Origin of the sequence: Streptomyces sp. NBC_00631, from assembly GCF_045206895.1 — a bacterium.
GTDB lineage: Bacteria > Actinomycetota > Actinomycetes > Streptomycetales > Streptomycetaceae > Streptomyces.
Genome location: NZ_CP107734.1, coordinates 8,531,522 through 8,551,092 on the forward strand (window position 1 = coordinate 8,531,522; position 19,571 = coordinate 8,551,092).

Below are 19,571 nucleotides of genomic sequence, written 5' to 3' on the forward strand. Positions count from 1 at the left end.
GTCCGGAGCCGCGGTCAGGACCGTCGGAGCAGCGAGTTGACGGCCCGCCCGAACACCGCCTCGGAGGCCTTGCGCACCAGCGGGTCGAAGGCCGACGGCAGCCCCCGGATCCGCAGCTCCTCGTGCCAGACCACCCGGGTACGGCCGCCGGGGCCGGGGTGCACCTCCAGTTCGGCCCAGCCGAGCACGACCCGGCCGCGCTTGACGAGCCGGCACCGGCCGGGGCCGCCGTCCTCGGGAGGATGCCAGACGGTCACCTCCATGGGATCCTCGAAGGACAGCGGTCCGAGACCGGAGCGCGCCACGAAGACCGTGCCCTCGTGGGTCGGGGGATCGGTGAGCACGGTGATCCGGGTCAGCGGAACCGCGTCGGCGTGCCGGGACCACTTCGTGAGCCGGCGCCACGCCTCGTCGATCGGCAGCGGAGCCGTCCGCTGAAGGAGGAAGTTGACCACGGCACGATCGTAGGGAACCGGTCACCGTTCGCGGGTCCCACACGGCGTGTTCACAGGACCGGCAGATTCGCCCAAGCGGGGCCGCGACCGGCTCCGGGCTCGTACGATTTCCGCCATGGGCGGTCAAACCGCCTTCTTTTACGGGGAGTTGGTCATCATGCCGTTGAAGACCTATGGCGTACTGATCACGCGGGCTGTCGGCGTGCGGCGCGAAGGCGCCGCCGAGACCCCGCACTACCAGATCCACCTCACCGACGACGCCGGCGTCCACTACCGCGCCGCCGTCAACGTGCTGTCCCAGCAGCAGCCCGCCGACCTCCTCTACCTCGTCGACGACGACTTCAAGCACCCGCTCACCGCCCGCCTGACGGGCCTGACGAGCGGCTGGAACACGCTGCCGCCGGGACCCGGCGGACCCAACCTCGACTTCGTGCGCGGCAACCTCTTCGACCCGGCGAAGCTGCGCGTCCTGCCGGCGGACCGTCCCGGCCCCGACAACGACCTGGCCGACCTGCTCGACCACTACGTCCAGCGGGCCGTCGGCGACCCCCGTGTCCTGCTGTACCTCTTCGGCGAGCGCTGGGGTCCCGAAACCGGCGTCAAGGACAAGGTGTTCGGCTTCCTGCCCGGCAACGGCGTGCACGACATCCACATGAACCAGGGCAACAGCGGCCGCTTCACCAGCGACGACGGGGTGTGGCAGGACGGCGGTCTCCTCATCCGCCTGCCGGGCGACGGCGGGAACGAGGAGCGCTGGGTCGGGATCTTCCTCGCCTTCCAGAGCCAGGCCTGGCACACCGACGACGTCACCGGCCACACCCTCCCCGACGTCGACACCTCCCGGCCCGCCCCCGGCGACCAGCCGGTCCGGGTCGTCGCCGCGCTCGTCAACCCGCCCGGCCGCGCCCCCGAGGCGGAGACCGTCACCCTCCTCAACGCCTCGCCCGCCCCGGTCGACCTCACCGGCTGGCGTCTGCTCAACCGCATCGGCCAGGCCTCCCCGGTACCGGCCGGTCCGCTGGCCGCCGGCGCCACCCTGGCCGTGCCGCTGTCCGACGGTGCCCAACTGGGCAACCACGGCGGTGAGATCACCCTCCTCGACGCCACCGGGCTCAAGGCGCACGGCGTGTCGTACACGGCCGAGCAGGCGGCTCGCGAAGGGTGGTGGGTCGTCTTCTGACCCGGCTCTGTCGGGAGCGTGCGGCGGTACGGCACCATGAGCCCGGTCCGTACCGCCGTCGTCGTCGTCGTCCCGGGGGGCGTCTCGTGGAACACGAACTGCACGACAGGCACGACAGACTTGACGAATTGATGCGCGACCCCTACCCGCTCTACGCACGGGCGCGGGGCGCTGAGGGCCTGGTGCGGGTGCCCGAACTGGACGCCTGGCTGGTGGCCCGGGACGCCGACGTCCGCGAAGTGCTGCGCCGGACCGAGGAGTTCTCGTCGGCGAACGCGTTACGGCCGGACGTCATGCCCGCGCCCGCCGCGCTCGCCGTGCTGGGCGGCGGTTTCGGCGGCCGTCCGGTCGTGGTCACCTCGGACGGCGAACGGCACCAGCGACTGCGCGCCCCGCTGCTGCGCGCGCTGTCACCGGCCCGGATCGCGGCGGCCCTGCCGTACGTCCGGGAGCGCGCCGCCGCCCTCGTCGACGGGTTCGTGGCGGACGGCCGGGTGGAGCTGATGTCGGCCTACGCCACCCGGCTGCCCGGCGAGGTCATCGGCCGGATCGTCGGGCTCGACCCCGCCGACGTGCCCCTCGTCGTGCACGGCGGGCGACGCGCCGAGGAGTTGCTGTTCCGGCCGCTGCCGGAGGCCGGGCAGATCGCCGCCGCGGAGGACGTCGTCGCCATGCAGCACGTCCTCGACCGCTGCGCCCGCGACCGGTACACGCATCCCCGCGAGGACCTGGCCACGGAGATCGTCGCCTCCGTGGCCGAACCCGGCCACGCCGAACTCTCCCTGGAACAGCGCCACGAGGCTGTCGCCCATCTCCAGAACCTGCTGATCGCCGGGCATCTGACCACCACCGCGCTGATCGGCACCACCGTCCTGCACCTGCTCGGCCACCCGCGTCAGTGGGAACTGCTGTGTGAGCGACCGGACCTGATCCCGGCGGCCGTGGAGGAGGCGGCCCGCTACGACGGGGCGCTCCAGGGCTTCCGGCGGGTGACCACCCGCCCGGCCACCCTCGCCGGTACCGAACTCCCGGCCGGGGCGGAGCTGTTCGTCGCCTTCGGCGCGGCCAACCGTGATGCCTCGCGGCACCCCGGCCCCGACGCGTTCGACATCACCCGCGCCGCCCCCGCCCGCCACCTCGCCTTCGGCTACGGCGCCCACGCCTGCGTCGGCGCCCCACTCGCTCGCGAGCAACTCCGGGTCACGGTGACGGAGCTGACGCGCAGGCTGCCGGATCCGCAACTCGCACAGGACCGTCCGGTCACCATGCGCCCGACCCTGATCCACCGCTCACCACAGGAGCTGCACCTCACCTGGCGGACGGTCTAGGGCCGACGGCGGTCGGCGGTTCCGAGCCGGGCCTGGCTCGTGCCCGTGGCGCGGCCGCGTGCGTCGGCCTGGGAGGCCGTGTCGACCCGCGCGCAGCACGCCAGGGTCAGAATAGAATGCGTGTGCGAATTCTCGGGATCGACTCGGCCCTCGGCGCCCTCGGGTGTGAGCATGGAGGAAAGGGACCGACCTCGGCCGGAGAGGACGACCCATGCGCTACCGGGACCGCGCCCACGGCGGCCGTGAACTGGCCGCCGTGCTGGGCGAGTTGCGGGACAAGGGCGCGCTGCCCGACCCGATCGTGCTGGCGCTGCCCCGGGGCGGGGTGGCCGTGGCCGCCGAGGTGGCACGGGAGCTGGCGGCCCCGCTCGACGTGCTCGTCGTACGCAAGATCGGCGCCCCGCACCACGAGGAGTTCGGCGTCGGCGCGATCGCCGGTGACGACCCGCCGCTGCTCGACCCGGCGACCCTGGCCCACCTGGACCTGAGCGAGGAGTCCCTGGCCCCCGTGGTGGAGCGGGAGCGGCAGGAACTTCGCCGCCGCGAACGCCGCTACCGTGAGGGCCGCCCGCCGCCCGAACTGCGCGGCCGTACGGTGATCCTCGTCGACGACGGCCTCGCCACCGGCTCCACCGCCCGCGCGGCCCTGCGCCACGTACGGGGCCGGGGTCCGGCGCGGACCGTGCTGGCCGTCCCGGTCGGCGCGCCCGACTCCCTGGACGCGCTCGCCGCCGAGGCCGACCTCGTCGTCTGCCCCTGCCGGCCGGTGCTGTTCAGCGCGGTGGGTCAGTGGTACGACGACTTCGGGCAGCTGACGGACACCGACGTGCTCGACGCGCTGCGCCGGGCCTGATCGGTGCGGGGACGGGGGACACGGTGCCGGAGCTGGCCGGGAGCGAGGCGCGACGCCGGTTCGCCGACGCCCGGGTGGCACGGCTCGCGACCGTGGACGAGCACGGCAGCCCCCATCTGGTACCCGTCGTCTTCGCCCGGTACGGCGCCGACGGGATCGTCACCGCCGTGGACCACAAGCCCAAGACCACACCCCGCCTCAAGCGGCTGCGCAACATCACCGCGCGGTCGGCGGTGAGCCTGCTCGTGGACGTGTACGACGACGACTGGGACCGTCTGTGGTGGGTCCGGGCGGACGGCGAGGCGCGGGTGGTGCCCGCCGACGCGGCGCTCGTCGGCCCGCTGAGCGCGAAGTACCCGCAGTACCGGGAACACCCCCCGGCCGGCCCGGTCATCCTCGTGACGGTGACGCGCTGGACCGGCTGGCAGGCGGCGGCGCCCCCTTGACCTGCCCGAACGCGATCTGCTCGCGGGCCACGAACCCACTGGATACGATGTGGGTGACGGCGACGCGCATCGCGGGCTACGAGGTCCAGGGAGAGATCGGGCGCGGCGGCATGGCCGTCGTCCACCGTGTCACGGACCTGCGGCTGGACCGGACCGTCGCCCTGAAACTGCCGGCTCCCGAGATGGCCCGCAACGACACCTTCCGGCGCCGTTTCACCCAGCTCAAGCACATCGTCGCCGGCTGCACCTGCCTCCAGGCGGCCCGGCAGACGGGGCTCGCCAAGCACACGGTCGACGCCTACCAGCGCCGTGTCCGCGCCAAGCTCGACATCACCACCACCGCCGAGCTCACCCGGCCGGCCATCTCCCTCGGTCTGTGATCCCGCTCCGGCCGACAGATCCGGCCCGCCCGTGACAGCGTAGGAGCAGCGGCTGAGCACGGTGGTGTCCTGGAGGCGGAGATGACGGTGAACGGGCTCGGACTGGTGGTGCACGGCGGGCGCGCGGAGGCGGTGGACGCGGCCTGTGCCGTACGGGCGTGGGCGGCGGAGCACGACGTGCGGTGCACCGACATCGACGTGTGGCACGACGGCGGACGGCACCACTCCGGGGAGGAGGTCGCCGCCGCGGGCGACCCCGACCTGATCGTCACCCTCGGCGGCGACGGCACCTTCCTGCGCGGCGCCCGGCTCGCCGCCCGCAACGAGGCGCTGGTCCTCGGTGTCGACCTGGGCCGGGTCGGTTTCCTGACCGAGGTGCCGGTCTGCTCGGTCCGGGAGGCACTGGACGCGATCCGCGAGGACCGCTACACCGTCGACAACAGGCTGCTGCTGACCATGCGGGCCTCCCGGCGCCTGGAGGTGCCGGCCGACATGGGGCAGCTGATGCAGTACGGCCGAGGGCCGATGCTGCCGCCGCCCCAGGTGCGCACGGACTGCGAGCAGGATCCCGACTGGGGCGTCCCGCTGCACGTCACCGCGGTCAACGACGTCGTCCTTGAGAAGCTGTCCCGGGACCGCCAGGTGTCGGTGGGCGTGTACATCTCCGGGCGGCTGCTCGCCTCCTACTCCGCGGACGCGCTGCTGGTGGCGACGCCCACCGGTTCGACCGCCTACAGCTTCGCCGCCGGCGGACCCGTCGTCTCGCCCTGCGCGGAGGCGCTGGTCTTCACCCCGGTCGCCCCGCACATGGCCTTCGACCGCTCGGTCGTCACCGCCCCCGACGAGGCCGTCGGCCTGCGCGTCCTGGAGCGTTCCGGACCCGCCGCGGTCAGCGTCGACGGTCAGGTGCGGGGCGTCGTGGAGCCGGGCGACTGGATCGGCGTGTACGCCGCCCCGAGCCGGCTGCGCGTGGTCCGGCTCGCGGCGATGGACTTCTACGGCCGGCTGCGCGAGCGGATGAACCTGACCGACGCCCCGGCCGCGGTCGCCGACGGCACGCCACCCCCGCTGTGGTCGCTGACCGCACCCCCGCCGGCCGACCTCGACCACATCTCCTTCCCGCTCCTCGCCGAGCAGCGCGGCCAGGCGGAGGAGGCGTGCGCCGACGGGGAGGACGGTCTGCACACCGAAGCTCCGGCCCGCGCGGCAGGGCGCGAGCCGGAGCAGTAGGGGGGTGAGGGCCGGTCAGTCCGCGGACCGCACCGTCGGCATGGCGAGCGCGACCGGGCCGGTCTTGCAGGAGTCGTGGCAGTCCTTCTCCAGGCTGCAGCACAGCGAGCAGATCGCGCCCGAGTGGAAGGGGCAGCCGGCCACGTCCGGCCGCTCGAAGTCGGTCGCGCACACCGTGCAGGTCAGCGTGGCCGCCGACGGCAGCCCGTCCGGGCCGAGCAGCGGCTCTTCGAGGTCGTCGACGCGGGCGATGTAGTACTTCCCCTTGGTCAGCACCGCGAACAGCGGCGAGAGCGCCATCGCCAGGAACAGCGCGATGAACGGCGAGTACGCCTTGCCGTACGCCCCGAAGGCGTCGAAGTAGGCGGCGATCGAGACCGCCGACGCGATCAGCATCGAACCGAAGCCGACCGGGTTGAAGTTGTGCAGGTGGGCGCGCTTGTACTCGATGTACGAGGGGCTCAGCTTCAGCGGCTTGTTGATGACCAGGTCGGCGACGACCGCGCCGATCCAGGCGATCGCCACGTTGGAGTAGAAGCCCAGCACGGTGTTGAGGAAGCCGAAGACGCCGCCCTCCATCAGGGCCAGCGCGATGCCGACGTTGAGGAAGATGTAGACCACGCGCCCGGGATGACGGTGTGTCAGCCGGGAGAAGAAGTTGGACCAGGACAGCGAGCCGGAGTACGCGTTCGTCGAGTTGATCTTTATCTGGGAGAGGATCACGAAGAACGTGGCCAGGCCGAGCGCGACGGGCGCCGCGAAGGTCTTGAACCCGGACACGTACTGCTGGATCGGCTCGTTGGCCTTGGCCAGCCCCACGCTGCCGGCGATGTAGAAGGCGAGGAAGGCGCCGCCGATCTGCTTGGCGGCTCCGAGCACCACCCATCCCGGACCGGCGGAGAGCACCGCACCCCACCACTTCCTGCTGTTCTCGGGCGTCTTGTCCGGCATGAACCGCAGATAGTCGACCTGCTCACCGATCTGCGCGATCAGCGACAGCGCCACACCGGCGCCCGCGCCCACCCCGAGCATGCTGATGCTCGACCCGGTCGGCGAGTTGCCCGCGAAGTGCGTGAACTCCGAGAACTTGCCGGGCTCCTGGATCGCTATGGACACGAACGGGGCGACCATCAGCACCAGCCAGACCGGCTGCGTCCACACCTGCATCTTCGACAGCGCGGTCATTCCGTAGATCACCAGCGGCAGGATGATGAGGGAGCAGATCAGGTACCCGACGGCCAGCGGGATGTGCAGGCCCAACTCCAGGGCCTGCGCCATGATCGAGCCTTCGAGGGCGAAGAAGATGAAGGTGAAGCTCGCGTAGATGACCGACGTGAGCGTCGAGCCGAGGTAGCCGAAGCCCGCGCCCCGGGTCAACAGGTCCATGTCGATGGAGTACTTGGCCGAGTAGTACGAGATCGGGATGCCGGTGAGGAAGATGACCACGGCCGCGGTCAGGATCGCCACCATCGCGCTGGAGAAGCCGTTGGAGATGGCGATCGAACCGCCGATGGCGAAGTCCGCGAGATAGGCGATGCCGCCCAGCGCGGTGGTGGCGACCACGTAGGGGGTCCAGCGGCGGAAGGACTTCGGCGCGTACCGCAGCGAGTAGTCCTCCAGCGTGTCGTTCTGCGCCCAGTCGTTGTACGTCCGTTTGCCGTCCGCCCGCGCGCCGTCCGCCACGGCCGGCGGCGCCTCTTTCCCGACGATCTCCGTCACGACTCTGCCCTCTCTCGTCCCCGGTCGTTTGCACGGAAGAGTCGCGGCGCGCTGTTTCCCGAACGTTTCACCTGCTTTAAAAGACAAAGCTTGATACTTTCCATGGGAAGTATCGGCCTTTGTGCGTGGGTTGAGCTCAGAGCTGGGTGACGACGTGGAAGTCGAACGCGTCCGCCCGTGCCAGGTACAGCCGTTGGGCGAGATGGTTGCCGCGCAGCCGCACGACGCCCCGCGGACCCTCGTACGACACCGTGTCCCCGACCGCGCACATCGCCCGCACCTCCAGCGACCTGGCCCGCTCGGCCAGGGCCGCCAGCAGCCGTACCCCCTCGAAGCACGACTCTCCGAGGCTCCCGACCACCGGGGCGTGCGTCCCGAACCGGGCCGTGTAGCGGGCACCGAAGTCGAGGCTCTCCGCGGTCGCGAGGGTCTCGAAGAAACCGGCCGCCGCCCAGAGCCCGTCGGTGCCGTCCGCACCGGTGGCCAGCAGGATGTTCTCGTCCATGTGCGTGCTGAGCCGCAGGCACCGCTGGTGCAGCCCGTACGCGGCGAACGCCCGGTTGAAGCGGGCCGCGTCCGCTCCCACCAGCAGCATCAGCACCGCGTCCGCCTCGCACCGCTCGATCCGGCGCAGCACCGGCCCGAACTCCTCCGACCCCAGCGGCACGAACACCTCGTCCCGCACCCGCCCGCCGCACTCCCGCGCGTACGCCCGTGCCGTGCGGGCGGTCACCCGGGGCCACACGTAGTCGTTGCCCACCGTGCACCAGCGCCGCACCCCGGCGGTCTCCGCCAGCAGCCGCATCGCGGGCAGCAGTTGGGCGACATCGGTCTCACCGGTCAGGAAGACGCCGGGAGTCCGCTCGCCGCCCTCGTACTGCGCGGTGTACACGTACGGCACCCTCCCCGCGATCCGGGGCAGCAGCGCCTGCCGTACCGCCGAGGTGTGCCAGCCCACCACGCCGTCCACGGCGCCGAGCGAGACCAGCGCCCCGACCTCGGCCGCGACCCGCGCCGGCGGCGCCCCGCCGTCCACCGTGACCAGCCGGACCTCCCGGCCCAACACCCCGCCCGCGGCGTTCAGTTCCTCCACGGCCAGCCGCGCGGCCGACTCGCACGACGGCCCGAGGACACCCGCCGGCCCCTGCAACGGCACGACCAGGGCGAGGAGCAGCGTGCCGCGCGCATCGCTCGGCGGAGCCGGACGCATCGGCCACCTCCGTGCGGGCATGGGGAACGCGGATTCCGGTCCCGGGCCCCGGCGCCGTCGCCAAGACTCGTATTCTGCGCGCACAGTAGACCTACCGGAAGGACACCGGCAATGCCGTCCGTACCCTCCTCACCGGACCTCGCCCACCTCCTCAGCCATGCCGAGCGGCGGGTCGTGCGGCGGCTGGCCGCGGTGCTGGCCGAGGAGGACTGCACGGTCGAGGAGTGGCGCGTCCTGTCGCTCGTCGGGGACGGCCGAGGGCACCCGATGTCCGAGATCGCCGACCACGCCCTGATGCCGGCGCCCAGCCTGACCAAGCTCGTCGACCGCATGGTCGCCGACAACCTGGTCCACCGCCGCCCCGACCCCCACGACCGCCGCCGCGTCCTGCTCCACCTCACCCCGCGCGGCGAGGACCTCCACCGGCGCACCGCCCCCCGCGTCCGCGCGGACCAGACCCGCCTGCTCGACGAGACCGGCGACGGCGCAGCGCTGGCGCACCTGCTGCTGCGCCTCACGACGGCGGCCTCGGTGGCGGCCGGGGCCCCGCTCCCGGCGAGCGACGACGACCCCCGGCACCCGGCCGCCGCCACCCGGGTCACCAGCCCGTGAACAGCAGATGGTTCAGCAGCAGCGCAAGCAGTGCCTGCGCCGCGAGCCAGGCGCGCGGCCGGGGCAGGAACGCACAGGCCGGCAGCAGCCACATCGCGAACGGCAGCCAGATGCGCTCCGTCTCCGCCTTGCTCATCCCGGACAGGTCGGCGATCAGCAGGGCGACGAGCGCGGCGCCCGCGAGGAAGGCGAGAGCCCTCTGCCCGGCGGGCGCGGTACGGCGGTGGATCAGCACGGCACCCGCCCTGCGCAGCCCGGCCACCGTGGCCGGGCCCGTGATGACCACCGTGCACGCCAGGTTGGCCCACACCCAGTAGCCGTACGGCCGGGTCCCGCCGATGCCCTGGTAGTAGCGGGTGACCAGCAGCCGGTACCCCTGCCACCAGTCGAACCCCGCAAGGGTGAACACGAGCGGGACGGCCGCCGCCCCCGCCACCAGCAGGGCGAGGACGACCGGGCGGGCGCGCACCCGGCGCCGGGCGAGCACCAGCACGGCCGCCCCGATCAGCGCGAAGAGCGTCAGACCGTACGACAGATAGCAGGTCAGCCCGTACAGCAGCCCGGCACCCGCCGCCCAGGCCACGGACCGGCCGGTGACCGCGAGCGCCAGCAGGGCCACCGCCCAGGCGGCGACCGCCGCGAAGTACCCGTCCGCCGAGGCGCCCACCCACACCGCGGCCGGGGCCATGACCAGGAAGGGCGCGGCCCGCCGGGCGAGCCGCTCGCCGGCCAGCGCCCGCACCGCGACCAGCACGGCGACACAGGCCGAGGAGCCGACCGTGACGCACCAGGCGCCCGCCCACCCGCCGCCGTGCAGCCCGGCCCGGTCCAGGAGGACGAAGGTGAGCGTGGCCGCCGGAGGGTGCCCGGCGATGTGGGCAGGCCAGGGGGCCGGGGAGCCGCCGACGATGTGGTGGGTGAAGTCGCGCAGGGCCGCCGGGATGTCGTGGAAGCGGCCGATGACCGTGAGGTACTCGTTGGGGCTGGTGAGCCGGCCCGCCACGCCCCGCTGCCAGCCGTCGACCAGCGCCAGCGACCACGTCCAGGCCATGCAGGCCGCCCAGGCCGCGCCCAGCAGCCCGCGCCAGGGCAGCCGGACGGCGAGGCCCGGCCCGTACGCCGCCACGGCGGCCGCGACCAGCACGGCGGCCGGGGTGCCCGGGCCCACGTGCGGGTCCCAGTCGGCGAACAGCGGCGGCCAGTGCACGAACAGGACGCGGTAGGTGTCCTGGAGGTGCCGACCGACCAGTACGGCGGCGAGCACGAGCAGGGCGGCGGCGAGCACGGCGATCAGATCGGCGGACAGATCGGCGTACCGGTCACGGAGCGGAGCGCGGGTCACACCGGAACGCTAGGTCGGCGGTCGCGCCGAAAGGTGGATCAGGCGGCTGACATCAGACTTTCGTCATGGGTCGTGCACCCCTTTCCGGGGGTGCCCCGGCCTACGGTCGGACCATGCGACACGACGACCAGGGCTGCCCACCTCACCCGGCTTCTGGCGCAGCCCGCTGCGCGGCACCCGGTTCACCTCGGTGCTCGGCCTGGTGCTGCTCGCCGGCATCACCGTGCTGTTCGTGACGGGACTGCTGTCGTACGCCGCGTACAACCCGGACCTGGCCCCGGTGAACGACCAGACCCCGGACAAGGGCCTCCTCGGCTTCTACCGCTTCGCCTGGCCGACGAACCCGCACTGGCTCTACCGGGTCACCCAGGGCCTGCACGTCACCCTCGGCATCGCCCTGATCCCGGTGCTGCCCGCCAAGCTCTGGTCGGTGGTGCCGAAGCTGTTCACGCTGCCCCCGGCCCGCTCGCCCGCCCGGTTCCTTCTACCCCCTGCGCTTCTACGGCGCCTGGGTGTTCTTCGCCGCGTTCCTGGCACATGCGGCGCTCAAGACACCGACGGCGCTCCGGGCCGTTCGGGGCCGGCGCCGGGACGAAGCGGAGTTGGCGTCACCCCGGCCGGACGCGCCCACCGTCTCGCGGCGCGGGGCGCTGTGGTTCGTGTCCGGCGCGCGGAGCGGCGGCGTAGGGGCCGGCGCCGGTCCCGGGGACGGCCGGCGAGGCGGTCATCGGCGGCCCGTTCCGCTGTGCGTCGTGCACCGGGCCAGCTGGGCGGCGAAACGGCCGTGCGGGACGAGGGCGGCGACGGCGGTCGCGTCGGCCGCGGTGTCCACGTCCCGCAGCCGGGTCAGGTCGCAGACGCGCAGCCCGGCGGCGAGGAGGCGCTGCCGCTGCACGGCGCCGGTCTCCGGGGTGGACATCGGCACCCCGCGCAGCAGCGCCGGGTCCGGGTCGGCCAGCCCCAGCGCCCAGAACCCGCCGTCCTCGGCGGGACCGAAGTACGCGTCGCACTCCGCGAAGTCCACGGTGAGGAGGGCCGGGGTGACCTGGGGGGTGTCCATGCCGATGAGGAGGGCGGGGCCGGAGCAGTGCGCGAAGGCGTCGGCGAGCCGCTCGTCCAGGCCGCCGGGGCGCTGCGGCACGACGTCGAAGCCGGGGGGCAGCCAGGGGCCGGGGTCGCCGTCGAGGACCAGGACGCGGCGGCCGGCCGGGGCCGCTGCGACGGCGTCCAGGGTGTCGGCGAGGGCGGCCTCGGCGAGAGCGGCGGCCTGCTCGGGGGAGAAGGGCGGGGTGAGCCGGGTCTTGACCTTGCCGGGGCGGGGTTCTTTGGCGATGACGAGGAGGGTGGTCATGGGGGGTCCTTGGATGGTGCGGGTCGGTGGGGGCCAGGGGTGGGACGCTTGCCGGGTGCCTCCCCCACAGGGGGCCCCAGCGCCACCCGTGCCGCCCTGGGGGCACCTCCCAGGGCGGCAAGGCACTGGGGGAGGCACGACTGCCCGCGGCTGTGGAGATGCGGTGGGCGCGGCGTCCCGTCAGGGGCGCGGGGCGGTATCGATTTGCGGCTCCGCCGCTTGGGCGTGCTCAGCCCCCACCGGCCTGCACCCGGGGTCGCTCCCGCAGCGCCCGGCTCATGTCCCGCACCGCCTGCCACGTGCCGCGCCAGGTCCCCGTCACCTTGGACGTCCCGGCGCGCGGCAGGTACGCCACATCGTGCTCGGTGATCCGCCACCCCGCGTCGGAGGCGCGGACGACCATCTGCAAGGGATAGCCGCTCCGCCGGTCGTCGAGGTCCAGCCCGAGCAGCGCCTCGCGGCGGGCCGCGCGCAGCGGACCGAGGTCGTGCAGGCGCAGCCCCGTGCGGCGCCGCAGTATCCGCGCCAGCGCCAGATTCCCCGCGCGGGCATGCGCGGGCCACGCGCCCCGCCCCTGCGGACGTCGCCGGCCGAGCACCAAGTCGGCGTCGCCGTCGAGGACTTCCCGCACGAACGGCACCAGGAGTCCCGGATCCAGCGAGGCGTCGCAGTCGCAGAAGCAGACGATGCCTGCGGTCGCGGCGGTCAGCCCCGCATGGCACGCCGCACCGAACCCGCGCCGCGCCTCGTGGACGACGGTCGCCCCGTGCGCCAGGGCGATGTCCGCCGAGCCGTCGGTGGAGCCGTTGTCCACCACGAGGGCGCGCCAGCCCGCCGGAATCCGGCCGAGCACCCAGGGCAGGGCCGCCGCCTCGTTCAGACAGGGCAGGACGACGTCCACGTCCGGCACCGCGGAAGGGGGAGGGGAAGAGGGTGAGGTGGTCACGGCTCTCACCCTACGAACGCGAACCGGGCATATCGGGCCCCGACTGTTCACGAAACGCGGGCGTCGCGCCCCGAGCCACGCTCGCTCGCGACGCCCGCGGCGGCCCGGTGCGAGGGAGGAGGCATGCAGCAGCCGTACGAGCTCACCGAGGGTGATGCTGCCCACCACCGCTTCTTGATCGTGGGCAGCACCACCGGTCCGTCCGGGGCCTACGCGCCCCGCATGCCGGCCCGCGCGAACTCCGCCATGCCGTCCGCGAACCCGACCTCGGGCTTCCAGCCCAGTTCGGCCCGGAGCCGCGAGGAGTCGGCCGTGATGTGCCGTACGTCGCCCAGCCGGTACTCCCCGGTGACCACCGGCGGCGGTCCGCCGTGCGCCCCGGCCAGCGCGTGGGCCATCTCGCCCACGGTGTGCGGCTCGCCGCTTCCGGTGTTGTACGCGGTCAGCACACCCGGGACCGGCTCCGCCTCCAGCGCCACCGCGTTGGCGGCGGCCACGTCCCGGACGTGCACGAAGTCCCGGCGCTGCCGCCCGTCCTCGTACACCCGGGGCGCCTCACCCCGGGCGAGCGCGGAACGGAAGAAGGAGGCGACCCCCGCGTAGGGGGTGTCGCGGGGCATCCGGGGCCCGTACACGTTGTGGTAGCGCAGCGACACCGCCGAGGCGCCCGTCGACCGCGCCCAGGCGGCGGCCAGATGCTCCTGGGCCAGTTTGGTCGTGGCGTACACGTTGCGCGGATCGACCGGCGCGTCCTCACCGACGAGCCCGGGCGTCAGCTCGGCACCGCACACCGGGCAGTGCGGTTCGAACCGCCCGGCGTCCAGATCGGCGACCGCGCGCGGGCCGGGCCGTACGACGCCGTGGCGCGGGCACTCGTACCGTCCCTCCCCGTACACGACCATCGACCCGGCCAGCACGAGGTGCCGTACCCCCGCCTCGGCCATCGCGGAGAGCAGCACGGCCGTACCGAGGTCGTTGCGCGAGACGTACTCCGCCGCGTCACCGAACCCGACGCCGAGTCCGACCATCGCGGCCTGGTGGCAGACCGCGTCCACACCCGCCAGGGCCCGCTCGACCGCCACCGGGCTGCGCACGTCGGCGCCCGGATCGTCGCGGACGTCGAACACGACCGCCTCGTGCCCGCGCGCCGCCAGCGCCTCGACGACATGGGACCCGATGAACCCGGCACCGCCGGTGACCAGTACACGCATGCGGCCACGCTAGGCTCGCGCGGCCCCCGCACCACGCGCCCACGCCCGCACGTCACGACTCCGTAAGACGCGAAGCCGCCCCTGGTGGGCCTGACCCGATCCCGGCCCCGACTCAGTAGCCGCTCAGCAGCGCGCGCACCCTGCGCAGGGACTCCGGGCCCGCGGCGCTGTGCCAGCGGGTCGGGTCGGCGGGACGGCGGCCCCACAGCAGCAGTACGCGTACCGCCGCGTCGCTCTCGATCGTCGCGGGGCCCTCGGGCGCGGCGAGCCGGATGCCGGCACCGTCCGCGTCGGCGCTCACCACGACGTCGTCCATGCCGGGCGTACGCAGCCGGCCCTCGATCCGCCCCTCGGGCCCCAGGTCGAGACCGGTGCGGCCGCGCTCCAGCAGCGGCCGGCCCACGGACGTCACGGTGTGCTCCGTCATCCACGGCTCGTTGAGCGCCTGCACCGCCGTACGGTCGTCGCCGGTCAGGTCCCAGCGGTGCAGGATCAGCTCCTCCCGCATGTGCTCCGCGAAGAAGGGCACCTTCACCGTCCGGCCGGTCCACATCACCTCCGTGTCCGGGGACAGGTCCCGGGCGGCGGCCGCGGCGACCTCGGTGAGCTTCTCGCAACGGCTCAGGAACGCCGACCACAGCTCGGTGTCGGACATCCGCCGGTAGGGCTCCTCCCGCTCGAAGCCCCTGGTCGCCACCGGCGCACCGGCGAGGAACGCCTGCAGCACCCGGGCCAGTTCCTCGGCGTTGCCGGTCTGGTGGGCCAGGACGTCCCGTACGGTCCACGCCTCGCACCACGTACCGTCGTCGGGCCGCCGCCCCTGAACGGCGTGCACGAAGGGGGCCAGCTCCGGCAGGGTCTCCTCGACCCGAGAGGGAATCATGCGCCATGGGTAGCCGCCCCCGTCGCCGCCCAAACGCCCGGTGGCGGCGACCGCCGCCCGCTGCAGTTGAACGGCCCGCCCGGGGGTCACGTACCTGTCGCTGTGGGGCGGCGCCGTGCCGCCCGAAGGCATCGATGACGCACGGCAGTCGGTGCCCGGAGAAAGGGTTGAACGATTTCAGTGGATTCGAGTCGCCCGGCCGGCAGCGCCCTCGACCTGGCCGCCCCCGTGCGTCCGGAGGAGAGCGGGAGCGGGAACGGCGCCGGAGCGGGGAGCCGCCGGCAGGTGCAGGGCCTGGACGGGCTCCGTGGCCTGGCGGCTCTGTATGTGGTCCTGTTCCACTGCTGGTTGTACACCTTCCCGGGCTATCCCCGCAGTTCGGCGCCCTCCTGGCTGGGCGGGCTGATGTTCGGGCGCCTGGCCGTCGTCTTCTTCCTGGTGCTGTCCGGGTTCTCCCTGGCGATCTCCCCGGCCAGCCACGGCTGGCGGCCGGCGGGCATCGGCGAGTTCCTGCGGCGGCGCGCCTGGCGCATCCTTCCCCCCTACTGGGCGGCACTGGCCATGAGCCTGTTGGTCTCGTGGTTCGTCGTACCGGCCTCGCACTTCGGGCCGCCCACCGGCGCGACGGTCCTGGTGTACGGCCTGGTCGCCCAGGACGTGGTCACCGCCCCGACGCCGAACGGCGCGTTCTGGTCGATAGGCGTGGAGGCCGAGCTCTATCTCCTCTTCCCCCTGCTCCTGTTCGTCCGCCGGCGCTGGGGCGCCGTGATGTCGGCCGCGTGCGTGACACTCCCGGTGATCGCCTGGGGTCTGACGGCGGCCGGCGCGAACCCCGTGGAGGGCGACAACTGGCTCGCTCCCCACCTCGCCCCGGTGTTCGCCGCGGGCGTGCTGGGCGCGGGAGTCGTCGCCGCGCCGGACAGGGTGCGGCGCCTGCCCTGGGGATGGTTCGCCGTCCTGGCCGCCCTGCCGGTCCTGGCTCTTGGCGCCGTCCGGGGCTCCGTCTGGACGGTGAACCACTATTTCTGGATCGATCTCGCCATCGCTCCCGCCATGACGATGCTGCTGGCCGCCGTCGCCACCGGAAAACCCGCCGTCCTGGTACGGCTCCTGACGGCACGCCCGATCCACGGCCTCGGCGGATTCTCCTACAGCCTGTACCTGATCCATCTTCCGATCGTCCTGGCCGTGATCCGCCGCGTCGCTCCGCATTTCGTGGCGCCCGGACTGCCCACGTTCTGGTTCACGCTCGCTGTTGGCCTGCCGGTTTCGATACTCGGGGCGTGGCTTTTTTCCAAGATCTTCGAAATGCCGTTCAAGCGGAACAGGTCCTGGAAATCAATTGTCGTGGCCCGTTCGGGCAAGTGAGGGTAAGCAGGCGGCCCCGGTTGTCAGCCGGTCACCTGGGACTTCTGGCCGGCGGGCGTGACGGCGTACCACTCGCCGTCCTTCCCCTGGCCGTTCGTCTGTCCGGCCGCCGTGTCGCCTATGTACCGGTAGAGCGGCCAGCCGGCGAGGGTGAGCTGTGTCATGCCGTTCCGGTGGACCGTGCCGAGGAGGCTTTTCTCCACCCCTGAGGTCTGCACGGACTCCGGCACGATCACGGGCAGCCATGTCTTCGTGCACGCGCCCGAGCACGTCCACTTCGAGGGGTTCGGCTGGTCCTTGTCGTAGCGGTAGAGGGTCAGCCCCTTGTCGTCGGTGACGATGCTGCCCAGGCCCTGGGCCGTCCTGGCCGTCACCACGGCGGTCGTGGCCGGCTGCCCGCTCACGGGACTGCTGCTGACGGCGGCAGGCGCGGAGGTCGCCGGATCCGGTGTGGCCGACGTGGCGGGGGCGGCCGGGGCGGCGGCGCTGGATCCGGTGCCGTTCGAGGAGCCGCAGGCTCCCAGCAGGAAAGCGGAGGCGAGCCCTGCGGCGAGGCTCAGGCCGATGCGTCGCGGAATCAAGGAGGTGCCCTTCGTCGGAAGTCGCGTCTACCTGCCCCTTCAGTACGTCGGCCGGCTCCCGCCCGCTCAGCCGCCGAGGCCATGTGACGCACTCTTGACCATCGCCGTGCCGGCCGACGGCGCGGATTCCCGAGGCCATGATCCGGCGTCAGCGACCCGGCCGCGCTGCGCCTTTCAGGAATCTCAGGTTGTGGACCGGTCTCCATGGGTTGAACCCGAGCCCGAGCCCGGCCCGGTGGACGAGGTGCCCATGCGCACCACCACGGCCCTCCTCCCCGCCGACACACCCCCGCTGCCGCGAATCCCGCGCCCCGGCCGGCTCCGCTGGGTTCCGGCCCTCCGCGGCCCGGTCCGGAAGTGATCTGCCTGGGTGGGGGACCCTCGCGAGTTCGTCGAGCACTGGTGAGTGCGGGCCGGAAGGCGGGCTGTGCCGGGCGGTCCTCTCAGCGAGGGAACCCTTGCGCCGACGGCGTGTGCCGGGGCGGATCCGGTGGAGCTGGACGCTAGGGCCCCCGACGGTTGTGACCACATCCGGAGCGCGGTGCCGCGCGCTCTCGTGCGGCCCGCCGTTCACCGTCTGTGGTCCCGCCCCAGATCCCCTCCACCTGTCCCGCCCGCACGGCCCAGTCGAGGCACTGCTTCATGACAGGACAACGGCCGCAGACGGCCTTGGCCTCGGCGATCTGCCGAAGCGTCAAACCGCTGTCGGATATGGGGAAGAACAGGTCGGGATCTACGCGCAGGCATTCCGCCCGCTCGCGCCAGTCCATGGCATGGTCACCTCGTTCGCGAATCCGGCAGGGGGGGCGGGGAGGTGCCCGAGCGGCGACGTCCGGGCCGCAACGCGGGCGGAGCCGGTCGTCCGCTCCCGGCGCACCTGGACGAGGCCCGCATCCGGACCCACGCCCCGGCTCGGCTGACCCGCTCCCCGTCCCGCTCGTGGCTCAGTCGGCCGAAGGCCGCGGGGCACGCAGATGCGCCCGCTGCTCCAGCTCCTCCTCGTCGACCAGCGTCAGCATCGGCCGGCCCGGTGCGCACAGGATGGTCACCACGAAACTGGTCGGCCCGTCCGACAGCGCGTTGCCGTTCTGGTAATGGATCACGTCGCCGCCGGGCTCGTACAACGGTTCACCGGCCTTGATCACACGCTCCGGCTCGCCTTCGAGCTCGAACCGCACCGCACCCTCGATCACGTAGCCGAAACACGGCCCCGACCGCCGGTGCGGCGGGGTTCCGGGGTGCCCGGGAGGCCATTCGACCACGACGGTCGTCCCCGAAGAGCCCTCCGGGATGAACGGCGGCTTGAAGTGCGCCAGCGTCCTGGGCCCCACCCCGTCCAGGCTCACGTGCCCGTCGGCTCCGTCCACTGAGTCCTTCTCCCACACGTGCCCACCTCCGTAACCAGGCCCGGAACACACGATCATGTCCAGACGCACGCAACGCGCTTCCTAGGGGAGACAGGGCATGCCCCGCATATGTGACACGGGGACCGGCAGCCGAACGGGGACGAAGGCCGACTCACCGTCTGCCACTCGCCGAAGGCGGTCGAGGTCTGCTACTGGCCGCCCAGCCGGGCCGGATGCGCGCTGTGGCGGGTGAAGAGCGGCTCGACCGACCTCGACCGGCCCGCCGCACCGGACCCTGTCCGCGGGAGCCAGCCAGACGCCAAGCCGCAGCAGACGGGGCAGGAGCACCGCTCATGCGGTCGCCGTGCGCGGTCAGGAAGCAGACGCGCGTGTGGTCATGGATGTGTCGCCGCCAGTCCGTCAGCGTGTTCACCGGTGACCAGGAAGACCACGCGGCGGGCGACGGAGACGGCGTGGTCGGCGAACCGTTCGTAGTAGCGGCCGAGCAGGGTGACGTCGACGGCGGTCTCCACCCCGTGGTGCCAGCGGTCGTCCATGAGGTGCTGGAATATCGAGCGGTGCAGTTCGTCGATCCGGTCGTCGTCCTGCTCCATCTGGAGGGCGGCGTCCAGTTCGCGGGTGACGAGGACGTCGGCGGCCTGCGCCATCAGACGCTGGGCGAGCTGGCTCATCTCCAGGACGGTGCGGCGCAGGTCCTGCGGCACGGCCTGCCCGGGGTAGCGCAGCCGGGCCAGCTTGGCCACATGCTGGGCCAGGACCGAGCAGCGTTCCAGGTCCGCGCTCATGCGCAGCGAGGTGACCACCACCCGCAGATCGGTGGCGACCGGCTGCTGGCGCGCCAGCACCGCGATCGCCCGGTCATCCAGATCGCGTTGCAGGTCATCGACCTTGGCGTGGGCGGAGATCACGCTTTCCGCCAGCTGGAGATCGGCATCCAGCAGTGCGCTGGTCGCCCGGCCCAGGGCCGAACCGACCCGGTTCGCCATGTCCACCAGGGCCTCGCCGATCGAGGCCAGCTCATCGTGGTACGCCTCGCGCATACGAGCCCCACTCCTCTTTGCATGCCCCGTTCGCGTCTCTGCCAGAATCCCACACCCGTCCTGAGCAGG

The 19,571-nt window shown here is 72.9% G+C and carries 19 protein-coding genes and 2 pseudogenes; 9 read left to right on the plus strand and 12 right to left on the minus strand.

Features of this window, described 5'->3' with window-relative positions; genetic code table 11:
* Positions 1 to 14: 14 nt before the first annotated feature.
* Complete coding sequence (locus tag OHB00_RS38980; protein WP_406442105.1) at positions 15 to 455, minus strand: SRPBCC family protein; 441 nt, start codon at positions 453 to 455, stop codon at positions 15 to 17.
* Positions 456 to 612: 157 nt separating this feature from the next.
* Between OHB00_RS38980 and OHB00_RS38985 the strand changes: the two genes are divergently transcribed.
* From OHB00_RS38985 to OHB00_RS39010, 6 genes and pseudogenes are all read left to right on the plus strand, one after another.
* Positions 613 to 1,635: a DUF2278 family protein gene (locus OHB00_RS38985; protein ID WP_406446167.1), complete on the plus strand. Its 1,023-nt coding sequence runs from the start codon at positions 613 to 615 to the stop codon at positions 1,633 to 1,635.
* A gap of 131 nt (positions 1,636 to 1,766) precedes the next feature.
* A complete protein-coding gene (locus OHB00_RS38990; RefSeq protein WP_406442107.1) occupies positions 1,767 to 2,963 on the plus strand; it encodes a cytochrome P450 in 1,197 nt (398 codons plus the stop codon).
* Between the two features lie 211 nt (positions 2,964 to 3,174).
* Positions 3,175 to 3,816 carry a phosphoribosyltransferase gene (locus tag OHB00_RS38995; RefSeq protein WP_406442109.1) on the plus strand — a complete coding sequence of 214 codons (642 nt, stop codon included), beginning with the start codon at positions 3,175 to 3,177 and terminating at the stop codon, positions 3,814 to 3,816.
* 23 nt (positions 3,817 to 3,839) lie between these two features.
* Entirely contained in the window at positions 3,840 to 4,262 is a 423-nt protein-coding gene (locus tag OHB00_RS39000; protein WP_406442111.1) for a TIGR03668 family PPOX class F420-dependent oxidoreductase, read from the plus strand.
* A 47-nt stretch (positions 4,263 to 4,309) separates the two neighbouring features.
* A pseudogene (locus tag OHB00_RS39005) lies at positions 4,310 to 4,501 on the plus strand (serine/threonine protein kinase); the annotation flags it as partial.
* Positions 4,502 to 4,723: 222 nt separating this feature from the next.
* Positions 4,724 to 5,872, plus strand: coding sequence for an NAD(+)/NADH kinase (locus OHB00_RS39010; RefSeq protein ID WP_406442113.1), 1,149 nt, complete (start codon positions 4,724 to 4,726; stop codon positions 5,870 to 5,872).
* A gap of 15 nt (positions 5,873 to 5,887) precedes the next feature.
* On the opposite strand, the gene OHB00_RS39015 is transcribed toward OHB00_RS39010, so the two are convergent.
* Both OHB00_RS39015 and OHB00_RS39020 read right to left on the minus strand, forming a co-directional pair.
* Positions 5,888 to 7,591: a hypothetical protein gene (locus tag OHB00_RS39015; RefSeq protein WP_406442115.1), complete on the minus strand. Its 1,704-nt coding sequence runs from the start codon at positions 7,589 to 7,591 to the stop codon at positions 5,888 to 5,890.
* Positions 7,592 to 7,727: 136 nt separating this feature from the next.
* Complete coding sequence (locus OHB00_RS39020; RefSeq protein ID WP_406442117.1) at positions 7,728 to 8,801, minus strand: substrate-binding domain-containing protein; 1,074 nt, start codon at positions 8,799 to 8,801, stop codon at positions 7,728 to 7,730.
* Positions 8,802 to 8,912: 111 nt separating this feature from the next.
* Here OHB00_RS39020 and OHB00_RS39025 point away from each other — a divergent pair, with 111 nt between their 5' ends.
* Positions 8,913 to 9,413 carry a MarR family winged helix-turn-helix transcriptional regulator gene (locus OHB00_RS39025; RefSeq protein WP_406442118.1) on the plus strand — a complete coding sequence of 167 codons (501 nt, stop codon included), beginning with the start codon at positions 8,913 to 8,915 and terminating at the stop codon, positions 9,411 to 9,413.
* Here OHB00_RS39025 and OHB00_RS39030 read toward each other — a convergent pair.
* Positions 9,400 to 10,755 (minus strand): hypothetical protein, encoded by a 1,356-nt coding sequence (locus tag OHB00_RS39030; RefSeq protein WP_406442120.1) that lies wholly within the window; start codon positions 10,753 to 10,755, stop codon positions 9,400 to 9,402. The genes OHB00_RS39025 and OHB00_RS39030 overlap by 14 nt on opposite strands.
* Before the next feature lie 133 nt (positions 10,756 to 10,888).
* Here OHB00_RS39030 and OHB00_RS39035 point away from each other — a divergent pair.
* A pseudogene (locus OHB00_RS39035) lies at positions 10,889 to 11,423 on the plus strand (hypothetical protein); the annotation flags it as partial.
* Between the two features lie 56 nt (positions 11,424 to 11,479).
* Here OHB00_RS39035 and OHB00_RS39040 read toward each other — a convergent pair.
* The 4 genes from OHB00_RS39040 to OHB00_RS39055 all read right to left on the minus strand — a co-directional run bounded on the left by OHB00_RS39040 (position 11,480) and on the right by OHB00_RS39055 (position 15,146).
* On the minus strand, positions 11,480 to 12,106 hold the full coding sequence (locus tag OHB00_RS39040; RefSeq protein ID WP_406442122.1) for a DUF2064 domain-containing protein: 627 nt from the start codon (positions 12,104 to 12,106) through the stop codon (positions 11,480 to 11,482).
* Between the two features lie 229 nt (positions 12,107 to 12,335).
* Positions 12,336 to 13,061, minus strand: a complete 726-nt coding sequence (locus tag OHB00_RS39045) for a glycosyltransferase family 2 protein (protein ID WP_406442123.1) — start codon at positions 13,059 to 13,061, stop codon at positions 12,336 to 12,338.
* Positions 13,062 to 13,261: 200 nt separating this feature from the next.
* Complete coding sequence (locus OHB00_RS39050; RefSeq protein ID WP_406442124.1) at positions 13,262 to 14,263, minus strand: NAD-dependent epimerase/dehydratase family protein; 1,002 nt, start codon at positions 14,261 to 14,263, stop codon at positions 13,262 to 13,264.
* A 112-nt stretch (positions 14,264 to 14,375) separates the two neighbouring features.
* On the minus strand, positions 14,376 to 15,146 hold the full coding sequence (locus OHB00_RS39055; protein WP_406442126.1) for a maleylpyruvate isomerase N-terminal domain-containing protein: 771 nt from the start codon (positions 15,144 to 15,146) through the stop codon (positions 14,376 to 14,378).
* A 180-nt stretch (positions 15,147 to 15,326) separates the two neighbouring features.
* On the opposite strand from OHB00_RS39055, the gene OHB00_RS39060 reads away from it, so the two are divergent.
* The gene (locus tag OHB00_RS39060) at positions 15,327 to 16,514 is read left to right on the plus strand and encodes an acyltransferase family protein (RefSeq protein WP_406442128.1); all 1,188 of its coding nucleotides are present in this window, start codon (positions 15,327 to 15,329) and stop codon (positions 16,512 to 16,514) included.
* Positions 16,515 to 16,537: 23 nt separating this feature from the next.
* Here OHB00_RS39060 and OHB00_RS39065 read toward each other — a convergent pair whose 3' ends face one another.
* The 4 genes from OHB00_RS39065 to phoU form a co-directional block, all read right to left on the minus strand.
* Complete coding sequence (locus OHB00_RS39065) at positions 16,538 to 17,095, minus strand: hypothetical protein (RefSeq protein WP_406442130.1); 558 nt, start codon at positions 17,093 to 17,095, stop codon at positions 16,538 to 16,540.
* Between the two features lie 503 nt (positions 17,096 to 17,598).
* The gene (locus OHB00_RS39070) at positions 17,599 to 17,865 is read right to left on the minus strand and encodes a WhiB family transcriptional regulator (protein ID WP_406442132.1); all 267 of its coding nucleotides are present in this window, start codon (positions 17,863 to 17,865) and stop codon (positions 17,599 to 17,601) included.
* 174 nt (positions 17,866 to 18,039) lie between these two features.
* A complete protein-coding gene (locus OHB00_RS39075) occupies positions 18,040 to 18,462 on the minus strand; it encodes a cupin domain-containing protein (protein ID WP_406442134.1) in 423 nt (140 codons plus the stop codon).
* 374 nt (positions 18,463 to 18,836) lie between these two features.
* A complete protein-coding gene (phoU, locus tag OHB00_RS39080; protein ID WP_406442136.1) occupies positions 18,837 to 19,502 on the minus strand; it encodes a phosphate signaling complex protein PhoU in 666 nt (221 codons plus the stop codon).
* Positions 19,503 to 19,571 lie beyond the last annotated feature (69 nt).

Excerpts from the sequence above, each read along its gene's own strand:
- OHB00_RS38985 (WP_406446167.1), top strand. The coding sequence starts at position 613 with ATGCCGTTGAAGACCTATGGCGTACTGATCACGCGGGCTGTCGGCGTG.
- OHB00_RS38990 (WP_406442107.1), top strand. The coding sequence starts at position 1,767 with ATGCGCGACCCCTACCCGCTCTACGCACGGGCGCGGGGCGCTGAGGGC.
- OHB00_RS38995 (WP_406442109.1), top strand. The coding sequence starts at position 3,175 with ATGCGCTACCGGGACCGCGCCCACGGCGGCCGTGAACTGGCCGCCGTG.
- OHB00_RS39010 (WP_406442113.1), top strand. The coding sequence starts at position 4,724 with ATGACGGTGAACGGGCTCGGACTGGTGGTGCACGGCGGGCGCGCGGAG.
- OHB00_RS39020 (WP_406442117.1), bottom strand. The coding sequence starts at position 8,801 with ATGCGTCCGGCTCCGCCGAGCGATGCGCGCGGCACGCTGCTCCTCGCC.
- OHB00_RS39025 (WP_406442118.1), top strand. The coding sequence starts at position 8,913 with ATGCCGTCCGTACCCTCCTCACCGGACCTCGCCCACCTCCTCAGCCAT.
- OHB00_RS39040 (WP_406442122.1), bottom strand. The coding sequence starts at position 12,106 with ATGACCACCCTCCTCGTCATCGCCAAAGAACCCCGCCCCGGCAAGGTC.
- OHB00_RS39050 (WP_406442124.1), bottom strand. The coding sequence starts at position 14,263 with ATGCGTGTACTGGTCACCGGCGGTGCCGGGTTCATCGGGTCCCATGTC.
- OHB00_RS39055 (WP_406442126.1), bottom strand. The coding sequence starts at position 15,146 with ATGATTCCCTCTCGGGTCGAGGAGACCCTGCCGGAGCTGGCCCCCTTC.
- OHB00_RS39070 (WP_406442132.1), bottom strand. The coding sequence starts at position 17,865 with ATGGACTGGCGCGAGCGGGCGGAATGCCTGCGCGTAGATCCCGACCTG.
- phoU (WP_406442136.1), bottom strand. The coding sequence starts at position 19,502 with ATGCGCGAGGCGTACCACGATGAGCTGGCCTCGATCGGCGAGGCCCTG.